This is a genomic window from Flavobacterium petrolei, from assembly GCF_003314435.2.
Classification (GTDB): Bacteria; Bacteroidota; Bacteroidia; order Flavobacteriales; family Flavobacteriaceae; genus Flavobacterium; species Flavobacterium petrolei.
In genome coordinates this window covers 1122019-1140723 of record NZ_QNVY02000001.1, presented here as the reverse complement: position 1 = coordinate 1140723, position 18705 = coordinate 1122019, and the positions used below count along the sequence as shown (strand labels likewise).

Genomic DNA, 18705 nt, shown 5'->3' with positions numbered 1-18705 from the left:
TTTTGATATTAATAAAAAAGTCCCAAATAAATTTCACATTCATCAGTTAATTTGCCCCATTTGCGCTTATTTCGTATTTATAATTAATTATTTAATGTTAAATTTTGTGTTGAAAAAACAGAATATCATTATGCATGCATATAAAAAATGCATTAATCACAAAATAATTATTAATTTTTAGATATTTGATAAAAGTGATAAAAGTACCCAAATTTATAATTTTTTTCACTTTTGGAGACTTTAAAAGCATCTGATAAAAATGATAATTTGACGCACAAAAAAAGCCTCGAAAGAAAACTTCCGAGGCTTTGTACTTATAAAGCAGTTAACTACTAATTATTCTACTGTCACTGATTTTGCAAGATTACGAGGCTGATCTACATTGCATCCGCGCATAACAGCAATATGATATGACAACAGTTGCAATGGTATAGTTGTGATCAACGGTGATAATGCATCCGAAGTTTCTGGAATTTCGATAACGTAGTCAGCCAATTCGCGCACTTGCGTATCTCCCTTGGTTACTACCGCTATAATTTTTCCACTTCTAGATTTTATTTCTTGAATATTACTTACAATTTTATCGTAATGCCCTTGTTTTGGTGCAATCACAACCACAGGCATGTGCTCATCAATTAATGCGATTGGTCCGTGTTTCATTTCTGCTGCAGGATATCCTTCGGCATGAATATAGGAAATCTCTTTTAATTTCAAAGCACCCTCAAGAGCCACTGGGAAATTATATCCTCTTCCCAAATACAAACAGTTAGGTGCATCTTTGAAAACTGCAGCAATTTCTTTTGCTCTGTCATTTGTTTCTAAAGCCTCTTTTACTTTTTCAGGAATAATTACTAATTCTTGCAAATAAGTATGAAAAAGAGAGTTTGACAAAGTTCCTTTGGCTTTAGCCAAACGCAACGCAATCATTGTCAAAACAGTTATTTGAGTTGTAAATGCTTTTGTTGATGCAACTCCTATTTCAGGCCCTGCATGAGTGTAAGCACCAGCATGAGTTTCTCTTGAAATAGAAGAACCTACTACGTTGCAAACTCCAAAAACAAATGCGCCACTTTCTTTAGCCAATTTTATCGCAGCCATTGTATCAGCTGTTTCTCCTGATTGAGAAATTGCAATAACAATATCTTTACTGTTTATAATTGGATTTCTATATCTAAATTCAGAAGCATATTCTACTTCAACAGGGATTCTTGCAAATTCCTCAAAAATATATTCAGCTACTAAACCTGCATGCCATGAGGTACCACAAGCAACAATTATAATTCTTTCAGCATTTAAGAACTTTTCTAAATTATCCTCAACACCTGCCATTTGAATTAAACCTTCATTTGCATGAAGTCTTCCACGATAGGTATCTTTGATAACGCTAGGTTGCTCATAAATTTCTTTAAGCATAAAATGATCGTAACCTCCTTTTTCAATTTGCTCCAAATTCATTTGAAGTTCCTGAATAGTAGGATTAACTAAAGAATCATCTTTAATTTTACGAACCTTCATTTGTTTATGCAGTCTAATATTAGCCATTTCACCATCTTCCAAGTAAATAGCATTTGAAGTATATTCAATAAATGGAGATGCATCTGAAGCTATAAAAAACTCTCCTTCACCAACACCTATTGCTAATGGGCTTCCTAAACGAGCAGCAACAATTTCATTTGGTGTTTTTTTATCAAAAACAGCAATCGCATACGCTCCTACTACTTGATTCAAAGCCACCTGAACTGCTTTTCCTAATTTTAAATTATCTTTTTTCTGTACTTCTTCAATAAGATTAATCAGCACTTCGGTATCTGTATCCGAATGAAAAATATATCCTCTTTTGATCAACTCTGCTTTTAAAGGAGCATAATTTTCAATAATTCCGTTGTGTACAATTGCTAAATCTCCTGAATTAGAAATATGTGGGTGCGAATTCACATCATTTGGAACACCGTGCGTAGCCCAACGTGTATGTCCTATTCCAATACTACCATTAGTTGTAATCTCTTTTGAAGCTCTTTCCTCAAGATCAGAAACTTTTCCTTTTGTTTTAGAAACCTTTAGGTTTTCACCATCAAATAACATGACACCAGCACTATCATAGCCTCTATATTCGAGTCTTTTTAATCCTTTAATTACAATAGGATAAGCTTCTCTATATCCAATATATCCAACAATTCCACACATAGTCTTTGTTTAATTAGGTTTTGTATAATAAATTTCAAGTTTTAATCTTTTCGCCTCGGCTACTGTAGATTTTCCGCTGTGTAAAACCGTCCCTAACGGATTCATAACCGAAGCTTTAGGCGCTTGACTAATATTCGCATTTGGAGTTTTTACTTTGTAAGATGTAATTACCCCAATATCTTCTGTAACCACAAGACCTAATTTAACATTAGTTGAATCTTTATTATTGATCAGATTCCGGATATGATTGGTGATTCTGATTTTATAAGTCAATCCCTTTTTACTAGTGGCGTCTTTTTTTATCATACCATCAAAAAATCCTTTTGATTTCTTTGCATCAACACTACTTGATGTTACATCTAAGTAATAATCTGTTATAGGTCGGCTGTTCTTAAAATCATACAAATAGATTCTTTGTGGTTCATAACTAGTAGCCATTGCAGCAGCATCAATATGAAAAACCAAATTAGCTTCATTCACCAATAATTTTTTGCCATCAACAGGATTTCTTAAATCATCCAACTCATCTGAAATCCCATTCGGACCAGTTAAAACACCATTAGCATCATACCCTTTCAAATCTTTTTTATCAAAAAGATCCAAAACCGCTATAGAACCTTCACCGCCTTTTAAGAATAATTTATCATCCCCTTCGGTTTGGTTTCCGGTATTTGCTAAGGCATCATAAGCACTTCCATTAACACTATAATCATTTTTCAACAAACTAACAGTATTACCTGTCATATTAAGAACTATTGTCTTTTTAACTCTAGTTGTAGCGCCACCAGTTGTTGAGGCTAAATCCTCCTTATATGTGATGGTTATTTTACCAGCTTTAAAATTCAACATTGCTAAATTTCCAGCGCTACTTCCTGATTTCTCCATTTTAAAATAAAGTCCTCTGAAGTAATTTTTAAAAACATCATTCGAGGCTAATTTACCTGAATTAACTGCGTCAAGGATTCTTGTTTTAAAATAATCTTTATTCAAATTTAATTGCATTCCCGGCGCTGTATACGTTGTCGTTTTAACACCTGTTACTGTATCGGTAGCGACTACAGGATGCTCAGCCGAATCAAAGAAAAATTCATCATTTTCAGCTTTGTTAGAACTATTATTCAAACGATCTGCAACCTTTAGATTATTGAAATCAGCATCTTGATCAGTGAAATATTTTTGAGCTTGTTGAAATCCTCCAACAGGATCTGCGTCTCTCATAAAATAACCAGATTCATAAACACTTAATTTCATTTTAGCTTTTTCCGGTCCGTAGATGGAATCTAAAACATATACGCGAGTTCCATCAGAATTAACTTTTAATTGCGTTACATCCGTGTAATAAGGAACTGTAAGAACAACACTTTCCACAAATAAATTTGTACTTACTGAGGTAATTAGCGCAGATAAAGTTAACTGAGTATTGAAATTTGCTGTTGTTTCACCAAAATTTGTACTGCTGTAGATCCCCAACGGATTTACTTCAAGATTATTGGATTGTATTGACCCTGTTTTTTGGTTATAACCCAATACACTATAAGTCTGCTTATTAAGATCAAAATTATTATCACCTATTAAATCTCCACCAATTTCATTATAATCTTTATCACAAGAATATAAAAAAACAACACTTACTACTAGAAGAATTTTCTTAAAAAAAGAATTATTGTACATATTTATTAAAAAAGTTTAATTTACAGAACCTCGTTTATATAGAAATTAGTATACGCTTCCGCGAATGCGTCTTTCGGTGCGAAAGGTAAAAAAGGTTTTCCTGAAGATTCTATAAATTTTGTTAAACTTGGAGAGAGGTTTTCTGAAGCAATAATCACAGCATCAGAATGTTTGACACTTGCCTTGATGATATTTTCGTAGTTAGGAACCTCAAGATCTGCTATCGCATCATCCGGAACTCCGTCAAATTTCACTTTATTGATCATTTCTTCGTTCAAAGTCCCTTCAAAAGACTGACTGTAGACTGAAGTAACAATTTTTGTTTCCGAAAATAAAGCTTCATTTTTATAAAAATGTTTCATGTAAATAGGCAACATTGCAGCCATCCATCCATGAACATGAATAATATCAGGAACCCAGTTGAGTTTTTTTACAGTTTCCACAACTCCTTTTGCAAAGAAAATGGCACGTTCATCATTATCAGGATACATCACACCTTCTTCATCGGCAAAAGTGGCTTTCCTTTTGAAATATTCATCATTATCAATAAAGTAAACTTGTATTCTCTCTTTTGGAATAGAAGCCACTTTTATAATTAATGGCATATCCAAGTCATTTACTACCAAATTCATCCCCGAAAGTCTAATTACCTCGTGCAATTGGTGTCTTCTCTCGTTAATATTTCCATACCTTGGCATAAAAATTCTTATCTGTCCGCCTTGATCATTAATCATTTTCGGAACGTCATAAGACATTAAAGAGACCTCGTTTTCAGCGAGATACGGCACCACTTCAGATGATACGTATAATATCCTCTTATCTTTCATATTGTAATTTACTTAATTTATTGGCAATAAAAACCATGCAAAATTACAAAAATTTATGCAGTTATTAACTAAAATAGTAAGTTTGCAATTAATTTTAATAATACTGCCATGCATATTTTCTACGGAAAAGCATCTTTAATGGACTATTTAAAACCTATAAAAACCATCCATTCCACTATTGGATTTGTTCCAACTATGGGTGCGTTACATCAAGGTCACCTGGCTTTAATGCAGAAATCATTGCTGGAAAACGACACCACCGTTGTCAGTATTTTTGTAAATCCTACTCAATTCAACAATCCGGAAGACTTGGCAAAATATCCTAGAACACTAGAGGAGGATGTAAAGAAACTCACCAATCTGAATCCAAACATTATCCTATATGCACCAACGGTTGAAGATATTTATGACGGAAAACCGGTTTCGGAACCGTTCGATTTCGACGGATTAGAAAACCAAATGGAAGGTAAATTCAGACCCGGACATTTTAATGGTGTGGGTACGATTGTAAAACGACTTTTTGAGATTATTGAACCCACTAATGCTTATTTTGGCGAGAAAGATTTTCAACAATTACAAATCGTAAAAAAAATGGTGGCTAAAAATCATTTAAAAGTAAATGTCATTGGCTGTCCTATTTATAGAGAAGCTAATGATCTTGCCATGAGCTCCAGAAATGAGCGTTTATCCGAGCAGGAAAGAGACGAAGCATCTATTATCTACAAAATTCTTAGCTCCGTAAAAGAGCAATTTTCGAAAAATAGCACCGCTAAAATTTCAGAATGGGTTCAAAAATCATTCGATAACAATCCTCATTTTACTTTAGAATATTTCACCATTGCTGATGAAGCCACGCTTTTATCGTGCAGTCGAAAAAATAAAAATAAAAAATACCGCGCTTTCATAGCCGTATTAGTCAACAATATACGTTTAATTGACACCATTTCACTAAATTAATTTACTTTTGTAGCATGCAAATTCAAGTATTAAAATCAAAAATTCACCGCGTTAAGGTAACCGGGGCCGATTTAAATTATATCGGATCCATAACTATTGATGAATCATTGTTAGAAGCTTCAAATATTATTGAAGGCGAAAAAGTTTCCATTGTAAACATCAACAATGGAGAACGTTTTGAAACTTATGCCATAAAAGGCGAAAAAAATTCAGGAACCATTACACTCAACGGTCCTGCAGCAAGAAAAGTTCAAAAAGACGACATCATCATCATCATATCCTACGCAACCCTAGAATTTGAGGAAGCTAAAACCTTCAAACCGTGGGTTATTTTCCCAAATGAAAACGACAATTCGTTGACTTAATTTCTGTTCGAATTAAACTAACAAACATTTTCTAGCTGCTGATTCTCTGATTTTGCATTTTAAAATCACAGAATCAGTGGCTAATTTTTTAAACGCTGATTCCTCCCTTGATATCAAAGCGCAATCTTAACATTTTCCGGTATCCATTTTCAAATATAAAGTAATAATGTTTATATTGCTTGCTCTTATATGGAGTATTCTATACTTTCTAAACCAAACCAATTCATGAAAAAACTAATACTCTTATTACTATTTTCTGTTTCCGTATTTTCACAAAAAACTGTGATTGCTTTTGATTCTCAAGTGCTTGGCGAAAGCAGAGAAATTACAATTGGACTCCCACCTTCCTTTGAAAAAAATCCAAATAAAAAATATCCAATTCTCGTTTTATTGGATGGAGACTACCTTTTTGATCCTTTTTACGGCGCTTTAAATTACGGTGCCTTTTGGGATGACTTACCGGAAACCATTATCGTTGGCATCAGTCAAAACAAGAACAACGAACGATATGACGACTGCAATTATGACGAAGCTGATGGCGTTCCTTCTGGAAAAGGTGCGAAATTTTTCGAATTCATTGGAGCGGAGTTATTGCCCTACATAGAAAAGAAATATCCTGTTGCTCCTTTCCGCATTATTGCCGGTCATGACACTACTGCTGGTTTTTTGAACTTTTTTCTGTACAAAGACAATCCTATTTTCAATGCCTATATTTCATTAAGTCCAGAACTTGCGCCTGATATGGAAAACCGTATTCCGGAGCAACTTTCAAAACTCAAACAACCTATTTTTTATTATCAGTCAAATGGTGATGGCGATGTAAAAAAACTTCAAACATCAATCAAGCAACTAGACACTAATATAAAACAGGTCACCAATCCGTTACTGAATTACAAGTTTGATAATTTCGCTGGAGCTTCTCATTATTCACTGGTTTTGTATTCGATTCCAAATGCTTTGTACCACTTTTTCGACACATACAAACCCATTTCTTCTACTGAATATTTAGAGAAAATTGCTGTCCTTCAATCCGGCTATGTGGATTACCTAACTAACAAATACGAAGTGTTAAATAAAAATTTAAGCTTAAAAATGCCCATTCGCGTCAATGATTTCAAAGCCATTGAAGCTGCAATTCTTAAAAACAAAGCGTATTCAGAATTGGATAAATTAGCGGAAATTGCTAATAAAAATTATCCAAAATCAATGCTTGCCGATTATGAATTAGGTTTAATGTATGAAAAAATGGGTGACATGAAAAAAGCAGCAAAACTATATCAAAATGCTTCTCAATTAGAAGAAATTGGCGACCTTACAAAAAATATGATGATGGAGAAATATGATGATATGATCAGTCAAACACCAAAAAAATAATGTCAAAAGTAAAAACAACTTTTTTTTGCCAAAACTGTGGCGCACAATATGCAAAATGGCAAGGACAATGTAATTCCTGTAAAGAATGGAATACTATTGCCGAAGAAATCATCCAAAAACCAGAAAAAACAGCTTGGAAAAGCGAAACTACTTCCAGCAGTAAAGCACCAAAACCGTTACGAATAAACGAAATTGATTCGGCTCAGGAAATCCGAATGGACACTACTGACAGTGAATTAAATCGCGTGTTGGGCGGCGGAATCGTTCCCGGCTCTTTAATTCTTTTAGGTGGCGAACCCGGCATTGGAAAAAGTACGCTACTACTGCAAATCTCTCTAAAGTTACCGTATAAAACTTTATATGTTTCGGGTGAAGAAAGCCAGAAACAAATAAAAATGCGTGCCGAAAGAATCACCCCCAGCGGAGACAATTGCTATATTCTTACCGAAACCAAAACCCAAAATATCTTCAAGCAAATTGAAGCCATCGAGCCGGAAATCGTGATTATCGATTCCATTCAAACCTTGCACACGGATTATATTGAATCCACTCCAGGAAGTATTTCTCAAATTAGAGAAACCACAGCCGAATTGATCAAATTTGCCAAAGAAACCAATATTCCCGTGATTCTGATTGGTCATATTACCAAAGACGGAAACATTGCAGGACCAAAAATCCTGGAACACATGGTCGACACCGTTTTACAATTTGAAGGAGACAGAAATCACGTGTACCGAATTTTACGTTCGTTAAAAAATCGTTTTGGTTCCACTGCCGAAATTGGTATTTATGAAATGCTCGGCAATGGTTTGCGCGAAGTTTCTAATCCATCCGAAATATTAATTTCGCATAAAGATGAAGAATTATCCGGAACCGCAATTGCCTCAACATTAGAAGGCATGCGCCCGTTGATGATTGAAATCCAAGCATTGGTAAGCACCGCAGTCTATGGAACACCGCAGCGAAGCACTACAGGTTATAATGCCAAAAGACTCAATATGATTCTGGCCGTTTTAGAGAAAAGAGCCGGTTTTAGGCTTGGCGCCAAAGACGTTTTCCTAAATGTAACCGGAGGAATTTCAGTAGATGATCCAGCGATAGATTTAGCTGTTGTTGCCGCCATTTTATCTTCGAATGAAGACATTGCAGTCAATAAAGATTTTTGTTTTGCAGGCGAAGTGGGACTTTCAGGAGAAATACGTCCGGTAAACCGCGTGGACCAACGCATTCAGGAAGCAGAAAAGTTAGGTTTTTCGACCATTTTTGTATCCAAATACAATAAAATTGCGTTGAAAAATACTGGAATAAAAATTCGATTAGTTGCCAAAATTGAAGATGTGGCGAGTGAACTGTTTGGATGATTCAAGCAGGAATAACCAAAAATATTTTAGCCTTTCCATAAATCTACTGTCACTAAAGATTAGGCTAGTAGGCGCATAAAACAGCAATTATAGCTTGGATTATTGCTTGTTTTATTAGCAGAAATACAATCGATGGACACGGTAAATTTTATTACCACTGGCTTTAAAAATTTATAGCTGACTTGCAATGACACAATAAATTATGCCCAAAGGACCTGAAAAAAATATCAAAAAAAAGCGTTGCATACCAAATTGCTCAATCTAAAAAAAGCGAAACTTCAAAAAGATAAAAAAGAAAAAGCAGCACGTTTGAAAACTTTGGTTTCAAAAATGAACTAGAAAAAAATAGGAACGAATCTCATAGCATATAAATTGAATTGTATTTGATTTCTGTTTTTATTTACCCGAAATTTGCAACACATACTCAAATACAAAACAAATGGAATTCGGTAGAATAATTATTTCAGAAACAGCAATGAACAGTGAAAATCTCCAAGATGTGATTCACTCTAATATTTCGGTAATCAACTTAATGCGTGAAGAAGGTGTAAACGATGATTTGATTCACGAAGATGCTATAATGAGTTATTATTTAGATTATTATACCTCACAATATACCGAAGGGAATTTTGCTCAATTTGTTTACAATTCGGGCTGGGATAAAGAACTGAACGAATTAATAGAAGAAGGTTTGGCATTGATTGGTGCTGAAAAGCATTTGGAATTGTTTCAGCAACAATCCAAAAAAGTAAAATTAATGAGCAGTGTAAAGCTCAATAAATTCTTGAAAGGGAAATTGGAAGGAGTAAATCCTATCAGAGATTTGCTCAACAACGACACTTTTTTCGAAATTGAAGAAAATCTGGTTACTTTGAATGCTACTTTTTTAAAAACCCATCCCGATTTTGAAGTCCTTTCTGTAGACGACATGTTTGCGTCCTTAGAAGAATTTGTGGGTCATGAGATTAAAAGAGAATAGCAGATTTATTTTTTAAACACATAGAAACATAGTTTTGAGTTTATTAAAAAGGCATTTCATTTTAGCTATAATGCATAGCTATGTGAAAATGAAATGCTATCAAATTCTTCACAGTCCTAATTTTTCTATGATTCTATATGTTTAAAAAAAGCCCAATGCATTTGAATTAGGATATTCTCCTTTTCCTCAAAACTTTGTCTTATAAGTCCCAAACATTTCCTTAAATTTGCTTCCATTATTATAAAAGTTAGCGTTAAAAAAATCAAGCTATGTTACAAATCGCATTTATTAGAGAGAATCAAGAAAAAGTAATCACCGCTTTGGCAAAGAGAAACATCGATGCTACAAGTGTTGTTGAAGAAGTGGTACAACTGGATGAAAAACGTCGCGCTACGCAAGTGGAGCTAGACAATATTTTATCCGAATCTAATAAATTATCCAAAGACATTGGTGAATTAATGAAAGCAGGTGAGAAATCTAAAGCCGCCATTCTAAAAGAAAAAACTGTTTTAAACAAAGAGAAAAGCAAAGCTTTAGCGGAAACGGCTGATGCACTTGCCGCTGAACTTTTGGAAAAATTATATACATTACCTAATCTTCCAGCTGATATTGTTCCTGTTGGAAAAACGCCAGAGGAAAACCTAAACGTTTTTGAGGAAGGTGAAATTCCAGTTTTGCACGAAGGAGCACAACCGCATTGGGAATTGGTGAAAAAATACGACATCATTGATTTTGAACTTGGAGTAAAAATCACTGGCGCAGGATTTCCGGTTTATAAAGGAAAGGGAGCGCGATTACAACGTGCCTTGATCAATTATTTCTTGGACAAAAATACCGCTGCCGGTTATAATGAAGTTCAAGTGCCACACATGGTAAACGAAGCATCTGCTTATGGAACGGGACAATTGCCAGACAAAGAAGGGCAAATGTACCATGATAAAACCGACGATTTGTACTTAATTCCAACGGCTGAGGTTCCAGTAACGAATTTGTTTCGTGACGTGATCTTAAACGAAAATGAATTACCAATTTTAACTACGGCTTACACGCCTTGTTTCCGTCGTGAGGCGGGTTCTTATGGTGCGCATGTACGTGGATTGAACCGTTTGCATCAATTTGACAAAGTAGAAATCGTTCGTGTAGAACATCCGGATAAATCATACGAAGCATTGGACGGAATGGTAGAACACGTGAAAAGTATTTTACAAGAATTGAAATTACCATACAGAATATTACGTCTTTGTGGTGGCGATATGGGATTCACATCGGCTTTGACATATGATTTCGAAGTATTTTCTACCGCGCAAGATCGTTGGTTAGAAATTAGTTCGGTTTCTAATTTTGAGACTTTTCAAGCAAATCGTTTGAAATTGCGTTTCAAAGACAAAGACGGAAAAAACCAATTGGCACACACCTTGAACGGAAGTTCATTGGCTTTGCCAAGAGTTTTGGCAGGAATTTTAGAAAATTACCAAACTCCGGAAGGAATTGTAATTCCTGAGGTTTTACGAGCGTATTGCGGATTTGATATTATAAACTAAAAATTTTAACATATAAGTCATGTCAGTTTTTGCAAAGTTTTAAATTTAGAGCAATGCAATTCTTATATGACTTATATGTTTAAAAAAAATTGATGTTTGACAAAACAAATTGCATGTAACAATGAAAAAACTCTTTCTACATATTACCCTGTTTTTTTCATTGGTTTGTTTTTCGCAAAACGAACAATTAGCGCAATACTATTATGACAAAGGTGATTTTGAAAAAGCAAAAATCAGCTATGAAGAATTGCTGAAAGAGATTCCGTTGAACTCCCAATATTTTTTAAGAATAATAGATTGTTCTCAGCAATTGCAACAGTTTGAAAGTGCCGAAAAAGCCCTTCAGCAACGACTTGAAAAACACAATCAAGGAAATCTTCTGGTGGAATTAGGGTATAATTTTCAGTTGCAAAAAAATGATGCCAAAGCCAAGATATACTACGAACAGGCTTTAGACCGGATCAAAAAAAATCCGAATGATGTCTACGGGATATCAAATTCTTTTGAGCGAAAAGTACTCCTCGAATACGCGCTGAAATCCTACCAAACCGCTTCGGCATTAGAACCGAATTTCAATTTCAATTATCAAATAGGATTGCTTTACGGTCAATTGTCTAATATGGAAATGATGATTTCCACTTTTCTGGATGAAGCGTTTGCGAATCCTCAAAACTCTATCAGAATCCAAAATCAGCTGGTTCGTTTTATGGTTGATGAAGGCGATGCGAATTTCAATGAGCTGTTGCGCAAAGCATTAATTATTAGAACCCAAAAAAACCAAGATGTTTTTTGGAATCATTATTTGAGTTGGTTTTATGTGCAGCAAAAAGAGTTCGAAAAAGCATTTATTCAGGAGAAAGCCATTTACAAACGCAATCCAGAATCACTTACTACTATCGTGAATTTAGGACAACTCGCCATTGATGAAGATAATGCTGAAGCAGCTAAAGAAATTTTGGGATTTGTATTGGAAAATACACAAGATTTAGAATTACTGATTCAAGCGAATTCGTATTTGATAACCATGAAAATTGAAAAAGCATCCGAAAATGACTTTGTAGCCATCAGTGCAGAATTAGACGGTTTGCTGAAACAATTTGAAATAAGTCCTTTTACCTTATCTTTGCAGCTGATTCAGGCGCATTTCACGGCATTTAATTTGAAAAAACCAGAAGAAGGAAAGGCAATAGTCAAGAGAGCGCTGGAATTGCAATTGAATGATTATCAGGTGGCCAATACCAAAATGGAACTGGCAGATATTCTGCTTTTCGAAGAAAAATTCAATCAAGCCTTGATCTATTATTCACAGATAGAATTGGATTTAAAGAATGATGTAATTGCGCATGAAGCCAGTTTGAAAGCCGCAAAAACGAGTTATTTCAAAACTGATTTTGCATGGGCATTGAAACAATTCAAGGAATTGAAATCAGCCAATACGCAGTTGATTGCCAATGATGCATTGGAATATTTTCTGTTGATAAACGACAACACTGCAGCTGATTCGACACAAACAGCTTTGAAACAGTTTGCCAAAGGAGATTATCTGTTGTATCAAAACAGGAATCAGGAAGCTATTGCGCAGTTTCAGTCTATTTTAAAAAATAGTAAAGGACAGGGCTCGAGAGCTATGCTCGAACAGGCGAAGCAAATAGAGGCTGTGACCTTATTGCGATTAGGGAAAATATACGAAAAGAAAGGCGATTTTGCTTTGGCTTTAAGCCAATACCAAATGATTATAGATCACCACAGCGACGGAATTTATATAGATGAAGCGTTGTATTTTTCGGCAGAAATATATAACAAGCAGTTGCTGCCTGAAAAAGCAAAACCATTATATGAAAAGGTATTGTTCAATCATCAGGACAGTATTTATTTTGTAGAAGCAAGAAAGAAATTCAGGCAGTTGCGAGGAGACACTAATTTATAAAAACTGATTACTTAGATTCTTGGATTTTTTGAAAAGTCTAATAATCTAATAATCTAACAATCAAAAAAAATGATATTATACAACGTTACCACAAACATACACGAAAGCGTTCACGATCAATGGATGATCTGGATGCAACACAAACACATTCCTGAAATTTTAGCAACGGGAAAATTCTCGTCTGCAAGAATGGTGCGGGTTTTAATTGAAGAGGAAATGGGCGGCGTAACGTATTCGGTTCAATACACAACGGACAGCAAAGAAACTTTGGAGAAATATTACCAGGAAGATGCACCAGGTTTTCGCGAAGAAGGATCAAAATTATTTGGAGATAAAATGCTGGCGTTTAGAACGGAATTAGAGCTGATTGCCGATTATTAGAGCCAATGCTAGGAACGAAGCAATCATATTCAGTTGCGAGAGTTCAGTTGGGAAATAATAAATCTTGAAGTCACAATTTGTGCTCTCCAATTATAAAAAATATAACTACGCTTTGTGCCTCAGTGCCTTCGTGGCAAAACAAAAAACATGGAAAAAGTAAAAGCCAAAAAACACCTCGGACAGCACTTCTTAAAAGACGAAAGCATTGCAAAAGACATTGCTGACACGTTAAACTTAGAAGGATATGATGATGTATTAGAGATAGGTCCGGGAATGGGAGTTTTGACAAAATATTTGTTGGATAAACCGGTGAATACCTACGTTATTGAAATCGATACCGAATCAGTGACGTATTTAGATGAAAATTATCCAAAATTAAAAGATAGAATCATTTCTAAAGATTTTTTGAGGTATGATATTAATGAAACTTTTGAAGGAAAACAATTTGCTATAATTGGTAATTTCCCGTATAATATTTCAACTCAAATTGTGTTTAGAACTTTGGAATACCGCGATCAGATTCCGGAATTTGCGGGGATGTTCCAGAAAGAAGTAGCGCAACGTATTTGTGAAAAAAAGGGAACAAAGGCGTATGGAATTCTATCGGTTTTAGTTCAGGCTTTTTATGATGCCGAATATTTATTCACGGTAGATGAAAATGTATTTATTCCGCCTCCAAAGGTAAAATCAGGAGTTTTACGTTTGCGCAGGAAGAAAGATTACAGTTTGCCTTGCGGCGAAAAATTGTTTTTTACCGTAGTGAAAACGGCTTTTCAACAACGACGCAAAACGTTACGAAACAGTTTGAAAACCTTAAATTTGTCGGATAGTTTGAGAGAAGATGAAATTTTTAATCTTCGACCAGAACAGTTAAATGTAGAACAGTTTATAGCACTCACCCAAAAAATAGAAGCCGATGGAGTTTAAAATCAGCAAAGAATTAATACAAGAATTAGAGCAACTCATTCAAAATAAAAACGACCAGCAACTGGAAGTATTATTGAATGACATGCACCATGCTGATATTGCTGAAATTCTTGATGAGCTTGATTTTAATGAAGCAACCTATATTTTTAAAGTTTTAGACAGTGAAAAAACCGCCGAAATCCTTCTGGAACTGGAAGATGATTTGCGGGAAAATATATTAAGCAGGCTTTCGCCAAAAGAGATTGCGGAAGAATTAGACGAGCTGGAAACCAATGATGCCGCCGATATTATTGCGGAGCTTTCGAAAGATTTAAAGGCCGAAGTAATATCCGAACTTCAGGATGTTGAGCACGCTAAAGATATTGTTGACTTGTTGCGGTATGATGAAGATACCGCAGGAGGAATCATGCACAAGGAATTGGTTAAGGTCAATGAAAATTGGAATGTCCTGACTTGTGTAAAAGAAATGCGCATTCAGGCCGAAAATATTTCCAGAGTCCATTCGATTTATGTTGTAGATGATGAAGATCGATTGAAAGGTCGCTTGTCACTCAAGGATTTATTGACCACTTCTTCCAGAACACCAGTTAGTGATGTTTACATTCGGAAATTGAACTCCGTAAAAGTAGACACAGAAGATGTTGAGGTGGCCCGAATCATGCAAAAATACGATTTAGAAGCTATTCCTGTCGTAGATGAAATGGGACGATTAGTAGGTCGAATAACTATTGATGACATTGTGGATGTAATCAAGGATGAAGCCGATGAGGATTACCAGTTGGCAGCAGGTATCTCGCAAGACGTTGAAGCGGATGACAGTATATTTGAACATACAAAAGCACGGCTGCCTTGGCTAGTTTTGGCTCTTTTGGGTGGTTTTATCTCCGTAAAAGTGCTCGGATTATTTGAAGGAGCAATGCTTCTGCACGGAAACTTATTCTTTTTCACACCGCTTATTGCTGCAATGGCAGGAAATGTTGGGGTGCAATCCTCTGCAATTATTGTACAGGGTTTGGCAAACAATACCTTGAGCGGATCCTTATTTAATAGATTGGTCAAAGAAGTGTCACTAAGTTTATTAAACGGACTGATTTTGGCTACGATATTATTTTTAGGAAGTCATTTTTTATTAAATGTCGAATTGATCATTGGGGTTATTGTTACTATAGCATTGATGTCGGTGATTATTATTGCTTCATTAATAGGAACTTTTGTTCCGTTATTGCTGGATAAATTTGGTATTGACCCCGCTTTGGCTACCGGACCGTTCATCACAACGAGCAATGATATTTGCGGAATTCTGATTTATTTTTCGATAGCAAAATTGATTCTGGGGTTTTAAGAGAGAGAAGAGAACAAAGAGAATAGAATAAAGAAGAAAGATAATAGAATATTGAGAGGGAATTCAACAACAAACTAATACAACTATAACTACACAACCAACACTTTTCCCTTACAGCTCCTTCTCTTTTGGAGAGGTCCCGAAGCTTCGGGAGGGGAGAGGAAAAACCACAACCAGCATGAAAGTACACATCATTGGCGGCGGAAACTTAGGTGTTTCTATCGCATTAGGATTATCAAAATTTTCACCAGAAAATCAAGTAACTATAACCCGGAGAAATACGTCCAGCATATTATATCTTGAAAAACTGGGTACTACGGTTTCTACAAATAACATTCATCAGATTCAGGAAGCCGATGTCATTATCTTAACCATAAAACCATACCAAGTAGATACCGTTTTAGCCGAAATCCTGCCTGAAATTTCCAATAAAATCATCGCTTCGGCCGTGAGTGGATTATCGATTGAAAATTTACAAAACAAAATCGGAACGGCTAATAGTGCGATCCGAATCATGCCCAATATTGCGGCACAATTTGGCGCATCAGCCACTTGTATTGCGTTTCACGAAAAAGACAAAGAGAAGGCACAACATGTAGTTGCTCTTTTTCAGAGTTTGGGAACCGCTCCTATTATTGACGAAAAACTGATGGATGCTGCAACTGTTCTTGCAGCTAGCGGAACTGCTTTTGCATTGCGATACATTCGCGCTTCGATGCAAGCCGGAATAGAAATAGGATTCGATTGGCAGACCGCTTTGGCAATTTCAGCACAAACCGTAAAAGGCGCTGCCGAAATGTTACTAGAAGAAAAAGTGCACCCGGAACAATTAATTGACCGTGTGACCACACCACAAGGCTGCACGATTGCGGGATTGAACGAAATGGAAATGCACGGATTCAGTTCGTCATTAATACGTGGAATCAAAACGTCCTTGAAACAAATCAAAGGATAAGTCTCTAGTTCCGTAAAATATTCATGATATAAGTTGCGCAAATGTCTCTGACTTTGCGCAATTTTTTTTACTTAAGCTTCGCAAATATTGATATTTGTTTACACAATCAAATAAATCTTATATTTAAAAAAAACTATCATGAAGAAACTACTCCTTTTTGCATTTATTTTAATTTCAAGTTATACCGTAAATGCCCAAAAAGACAAACAAAAACAAGTGCTAAGGCATGTCGTGATGTTTGGTTGGAAACCCGGAACCGATACAGCAGAAATTGACAAAGTGGTCACTGCTTTTGGAAATTTAGAACATAAAATTAAATTAATCAAAGCGTATGAATGGGGAATTAACAACAGTCCTGAAAACTTGAATAATGGTTTGACGCATTGTTTTACCCTAACATTTAGCAGTGAAGCGGATCGAGATGCGTATTTGATTCATCCGGATCACAAAGCTTTTGTGGCTGTTTTGAGTCCGGCACCGGATAAAGTTACCGTAGTGGATTATTGGGCTAGGAAGTAAACAGAAAGACACAATCCATATAATGGATTTAGTTTTTAAATAAAATTTGAACTAACATAAAAAGCTTCGTTTAATCTCTTAAACGAAGCTTTTTTATGAAATAGATTGAAGCTAAACTTTCTTGGATTGTTTTTTTGCTTTAGCGGGTTTCAAATTAAATTTTAACCATAAGAAACCGATAGTTCCCGCTATAAAGGAAGCAACCAAAATCGCAATTTTCGAATAAGTAATGACTTCTTCTCCGTCGTTTTTGAAGGCAAGCAATGTGATAAAAATAGACATCGTAAATCCTATTCCTCCCAGCATTCCTGCGCCTAGAATAGTGCTCCATTTTAGATCTCTTGGTAGCGTACCAATTCCTAAACTCACTGCAAGGAATGAAAACAACCAAATTCCTAATGGCTTTCCTACCACAAGACCTAACATAATTCCAATCGTGTTGGGGTGGTTCAATCCTTCATGCCAATCGGAGTTTATGGCAATACAGGTATTGGCTATGGCAAATAACGGAAGTATAAAAAACGCGACCGGATAATGTAAAAAATGCTGTAATCGATAGGAAGATGTCTTCTTGCCTCCGTCACCAAATGGAATTACAAAGGCTAATAATACTCCGGTTATAGTAGCGTGAACTCCTGAATTTAGCATGAAATACCACATTGCTGCACCACCAATTAAATAAGGAATAAGACTGTGCACTTTTCTTCGGTTCAGGATAAACAAACCACCCATAATGGCAAAAGCAATTAGCAAATTCAGATAAGCAATAGTGTCTGTATAAAATATGGCAATAACCATAATAGCGCCTAAATCATCAATTACGGCAAGCGCAGTCAAAAATACTTTAAGCGATGTAGGAACACGATTTCCTAAAAGGGACAAAATACCAATAGCAAAAGCAATATCTGTCGCCATTGGAATTCCGGCTCCATTTTGTGTGATGGTTCCAAAATTTAATAATAAAAAGATGCCTGCCGGAACAATCATTCCTCCAAAGGCACCAAAAATAGGCAATGCCGCGTTTTTTATACTGGATAATTCTCCTTGATACATTTCGCGTTCTAATTCTAAACCAATGAGTAGAAAGAAAATAGCCATTAAGCCGTCATTAATCCAGTGAGTAATGGAATGGTTTCCGATTTCAGTTCCCCAAAAAGCAATATATTCGGTTTGAAAAGATGAATTAGCCAATAGCATGGAAACTATGGTAACTAATAGTAATAGGAGTCCACCTGATTTTTCGCTTTCAAAAAAAGCTTTGAAGGTTTTTGTTAATTTCATTTTTTTGCTTTCTTTTATTACAAAACATAAGATTTATAATAAAAATTTATTAATCGCTAATTTACGATTTTACGACTTAATTTCCTCCAATAAATCAATAAACCGTAATTTTTT

At 35.4% G+C, this 18705-nt stretch carries 16 protein-coding genes; 12 read left to right on the top strand and 4 right to left on the bottom strand.

Annotated elements, in window-relative coordinates:
• Positions 1-336: 336 nt before the first annotated feature.
• The 3 genes from glmS to DR871_RS04965 are packed head-to-tail and all read right to left on the bottom strand — an operon-like array spanning position 337 to position 4682.
• Positions 337-2184: a glutamine--fructose-6-phosphate transaminase (isomerizing) gene (gene glmS / locus DR871_RS04975; RefSeq protein ID WP_113664582.1), complete on the bottom strand. Its 1848-nt coding sequence runs from the start codon at positions 2182-2184 to the stop codon at positions 337-339.
• 9 nt (positions 2185-2193) lie between these two features.
• A complete protein-coding gene (locus tag DR871_RS04970) occupies positions 2194-3855 on the bottom strand; it encodes a DUF4270 domain-containing protein (RefSeq protein ID WP_113664583.1) in 1662 nt (553 codons plus the stop codon).
• Between the two features lie 20 nt (positions 3856-3875).
• Positions 3876-4682 carry a glycogen/starch synthase gene (locus DR871_RS04965; RefSeq protein WP_113664584.1) on the bottom strand — a complete coding sequence of 269 codons (807 nt, stop codon included), beginning with the start codon at positions 4680-4682 and terminating at the stop codon, positions 3876-3878.
• Between the two features lie 108 nt (positions 4683-4790).
• Between DR871_RS04965 and panC the strand changes: the two genes are divergently transcribed.
• The 12 genes from panC (at position 4791) to DR871_RS04905 (ending at position 17310) form a co-directional block, all read left to right on the top strand.
• On the top strand, positions 4791-5639 hold the full coding sequence (panC, locus tag DR871_RS04960) for a pantoate--beta-alanine ligase (protein ID WP_113664585.1): 849 nt from the start codon (positions 4791-4793) through the stop codon (positions 5637-5639).
• Positions 5640-5653: 14 nt separating this feature from the next.
• On the top strand, positions 5654-6004 hold the full coding sequence (gene panD, locus DR871_RS04955; protein ID WP_113636013.1) for an aspartate 1-decarboxylase: 351 nt from the start codon (positions 5654-5656) through the stop codon (positions 6002-6004).
• Positions 6005-6229: 225 nt separating this feature from the next.
• On the top strand, positions 6230-7378 hold the full coding sequence (locus DR871_RS04950) for an alpha/beta hydrolase-fold protein (RefSeq protein ID WP_113665437.1): 1149 nt from the start codon (positions 6230-6232) through the stop codon (positions 7376-7378).
• A complete protein-coding gene (gene radA / locus DR871_RS04945) occupies positions 7378-8739 on the top strand; it encodes a DNA repair protein RadA (protein WP_113664586.1) in 1362 nt (453 codons plus the stop codon). Before DR871_RS04950 ends, radA begins: the two co-directional genes overlap by 1 nt.
• A gap of 439 nt (positions 8740-9178) precedes the next feature.
• Positions 9179-9718 carry a DMP19 family protein gene (locus DR871_RS04940; RefSeq protein WP_113664587.1) on the top strand — a complete coding sequence of 180 codons (540 nt, stop codon included), beginning with the start codon at positions 9179-9181 and terminating at the stop codon, positions 9716-9718.
• Between the two features lie 269 nt (positions 9719-9987).
• A complete protein-coding gene (serS, locus tag DR871_RS04935; protein WP_113664588.1) occupies positions 9988-11259 on the top strand; it encodes a serine--tRNA ligase in 1272 nt (423 codons plus the stop codon).
• A 121-nt stretch (positions 11260-11380) separates the two neighbouring features.
• Complete coding sequence (locus DR871_RS04930) at positions 11381-13186, top strand: tetratricopeptide repeat protein (RefSeq protein WP_113664589.1); 1806 nt, start codon at positions 11381-11383, stop codon at positions 13184-13186.
• 69 nt (positions 13187-13255) lie between these two features.
• A complete protein-coding gene (locus DR871_RS04925; protein WP_113664590.1) occupies positions 13256-13567 on the top strand; it encodes a DUF4286 family protein in 312 nt (103 codons plus the stop codon).
• A gap of 147 nt (positions 13568-13714) precedes the next feature.
• Positions 13715-14494 carry a 16S rRNA (adenine(1518)-N(6)/adenine(1519)-N(6))-dimethyltransferase RsmA gene (rsmA, locus tag DR871_RS04920; RefSeq protein WP_113664591.1) on the top strand — a complete coding sequence of 260 codons (780 nt, stop codon included), beginning with the start codon at positions 13715-13717 and terminating at the stop codon, positions 14492-14494.
• A complete protein-coding gene (gene mgtE / locus DR871_RS04915; protein ID WP_113664592.1) occupies positions 14484-15836 on the top strand; it encodes a magnesium transporter in 1353 nt (450 codons plus the stop codon). Before rsmA ends, mgtE begins: the two co-directional genes overlap by 11 nt.
• Before the next feature lie 178 nt (positions 15837-16014).
• A complete protein-coding gene (proC, locus tag DR871_RS04910) occupies positions 16015-16791 on the top strand; it encodes a pyrroline-5-carboxylate reductase (RefSeq protein ID WP_113664593.1) in 777 nt (258 codons plus the stop codon).
• Between the two features lie 138 nt (positions 16792-16929).
• A complete protein-coding gene (locus DR871_RS04905) occupies positions 16930-17310 on the top strand; it encodes a Dabb family protein (RefSeq protein WP_113664594.1) in 381 nt (126 codons plus the stop codon).
• Between the two features lie 111 nt (positions 17311-17421).
• On the opposite strand, the gene nhaA is transcribed toward DR871_RS04905, so the two are convergent.
• Positions 17422-18591 (bottom strand): Na+/H+ antiporter NhaA, encoded by a 1170-nt coding sequence (gene nhaA / locus DR871_RS04900; protein WP_113664595.1) that lies wholly within the window; start codon positions 18589-18591, stop codon positions 17422-17424.
• Positions 18592-18705: the final 114 nt, after the last annotated feature.

Coding starts and splice junctions, on each gene's coding strand:
- glmS (WP_113664582.1), bottom strand. CDS start 2,184: ATGTGTGGAATTGTTGGATATATTGGATATAGAGAAGCTTATCCTATT.
- DR871_RS04970 (WP_113664583.1), bottom strand. CDS start 3,855: ATGTACAATAATTCTTTTTTTAAGAAAATTCTTCTAGTAGTAAGTGTT.
- DR871_RS04965 (WP_113664584.1), bottom strand. CDS start 4,682: ATGAAAGATAAGAGGATATTATACGTATCATCTGAAGTGGTGCCGTAT.
- panC (WP_113664585.1), top strand. CDS start 4,791: ATGCATATTTTCTACGGAAAAGCATCTTTAATGGACTATTTAAAACCT.
- panD (WP_113636013.1), top strand. CDS start 5,654: ATGCAAATTCAAGTATTAAAATCAAAAATTCACCGCGTTAAGGTAACC.
- DR871_RS04950 (WP_113665437.1), top strand. CDS start 6,230: ATGAAAAAACTAATACTCTTATTACTATTTTCTGTTTCCGTATTTTCA.
- radA (WP_113664586.1), top strand. CDS start 7,378: ATGTCAAAAGTAAAAACAACTTTTTTTTGCCAAAACTGTGGCGCACAA.
- DR871_RS04940 (WP_113664587.1), top strand. CDS start 9,179: ATGGAATTCGGTAGAATAATTATTTCAGAAACAGCAATGAACAGTGAA.
- serS (WP_113664588.1), top strand. CDS start 9,988: ATGTTACAAATCGCATTTATTAGAGAGAATCAAGAAAAAGTAATCACC.
- DR871_RS04930 (WP_113664589.1), top strand. CDS start 11,381: ATGAAAAAACTCTTTCTACATATTACCCTGTTTTTTTCATTGGTTTGT.
- DR871_RS04925 (WP_113664590.1), top strand. CDS start 13,256: ATGATATTATACAACGTTACCACAAACATACACGAAAGCGTTCACGAT.
- rsmA (WP_113664591.1), top strand. CDS start 13,715: ATGGAAAAAGTAAAAGCCAAAAAACACCTCGGACAGCACTTCTTAAAA.
- mgtE (WP_113664592.1), top strand. CDS start 14,484: ATGGAGTTTAAAATCAGCAAAGAATTAATACAAGAATTAGAGCAACTC.
- proC (WP_113664593.1), top strand. CDS start 16,015: ATGAAAGTACACATCATTGGCGGCGGAAACTTAGGTGTTTCTATCGCA.
- DR871_RS04905 (WP_113664594.1), top strand. CDS start 16,930: ATGAAGAAACTACTCCTTTTTGCATTTATTTTAATTTCAAGTTATACC.
- nhaA (WP_113664595.1), bottom strand. CDS start 18,591: ATGAAATTAACAAAAACCTTCAAAGCTTTTTTTGAAAGCGAAAAATCA.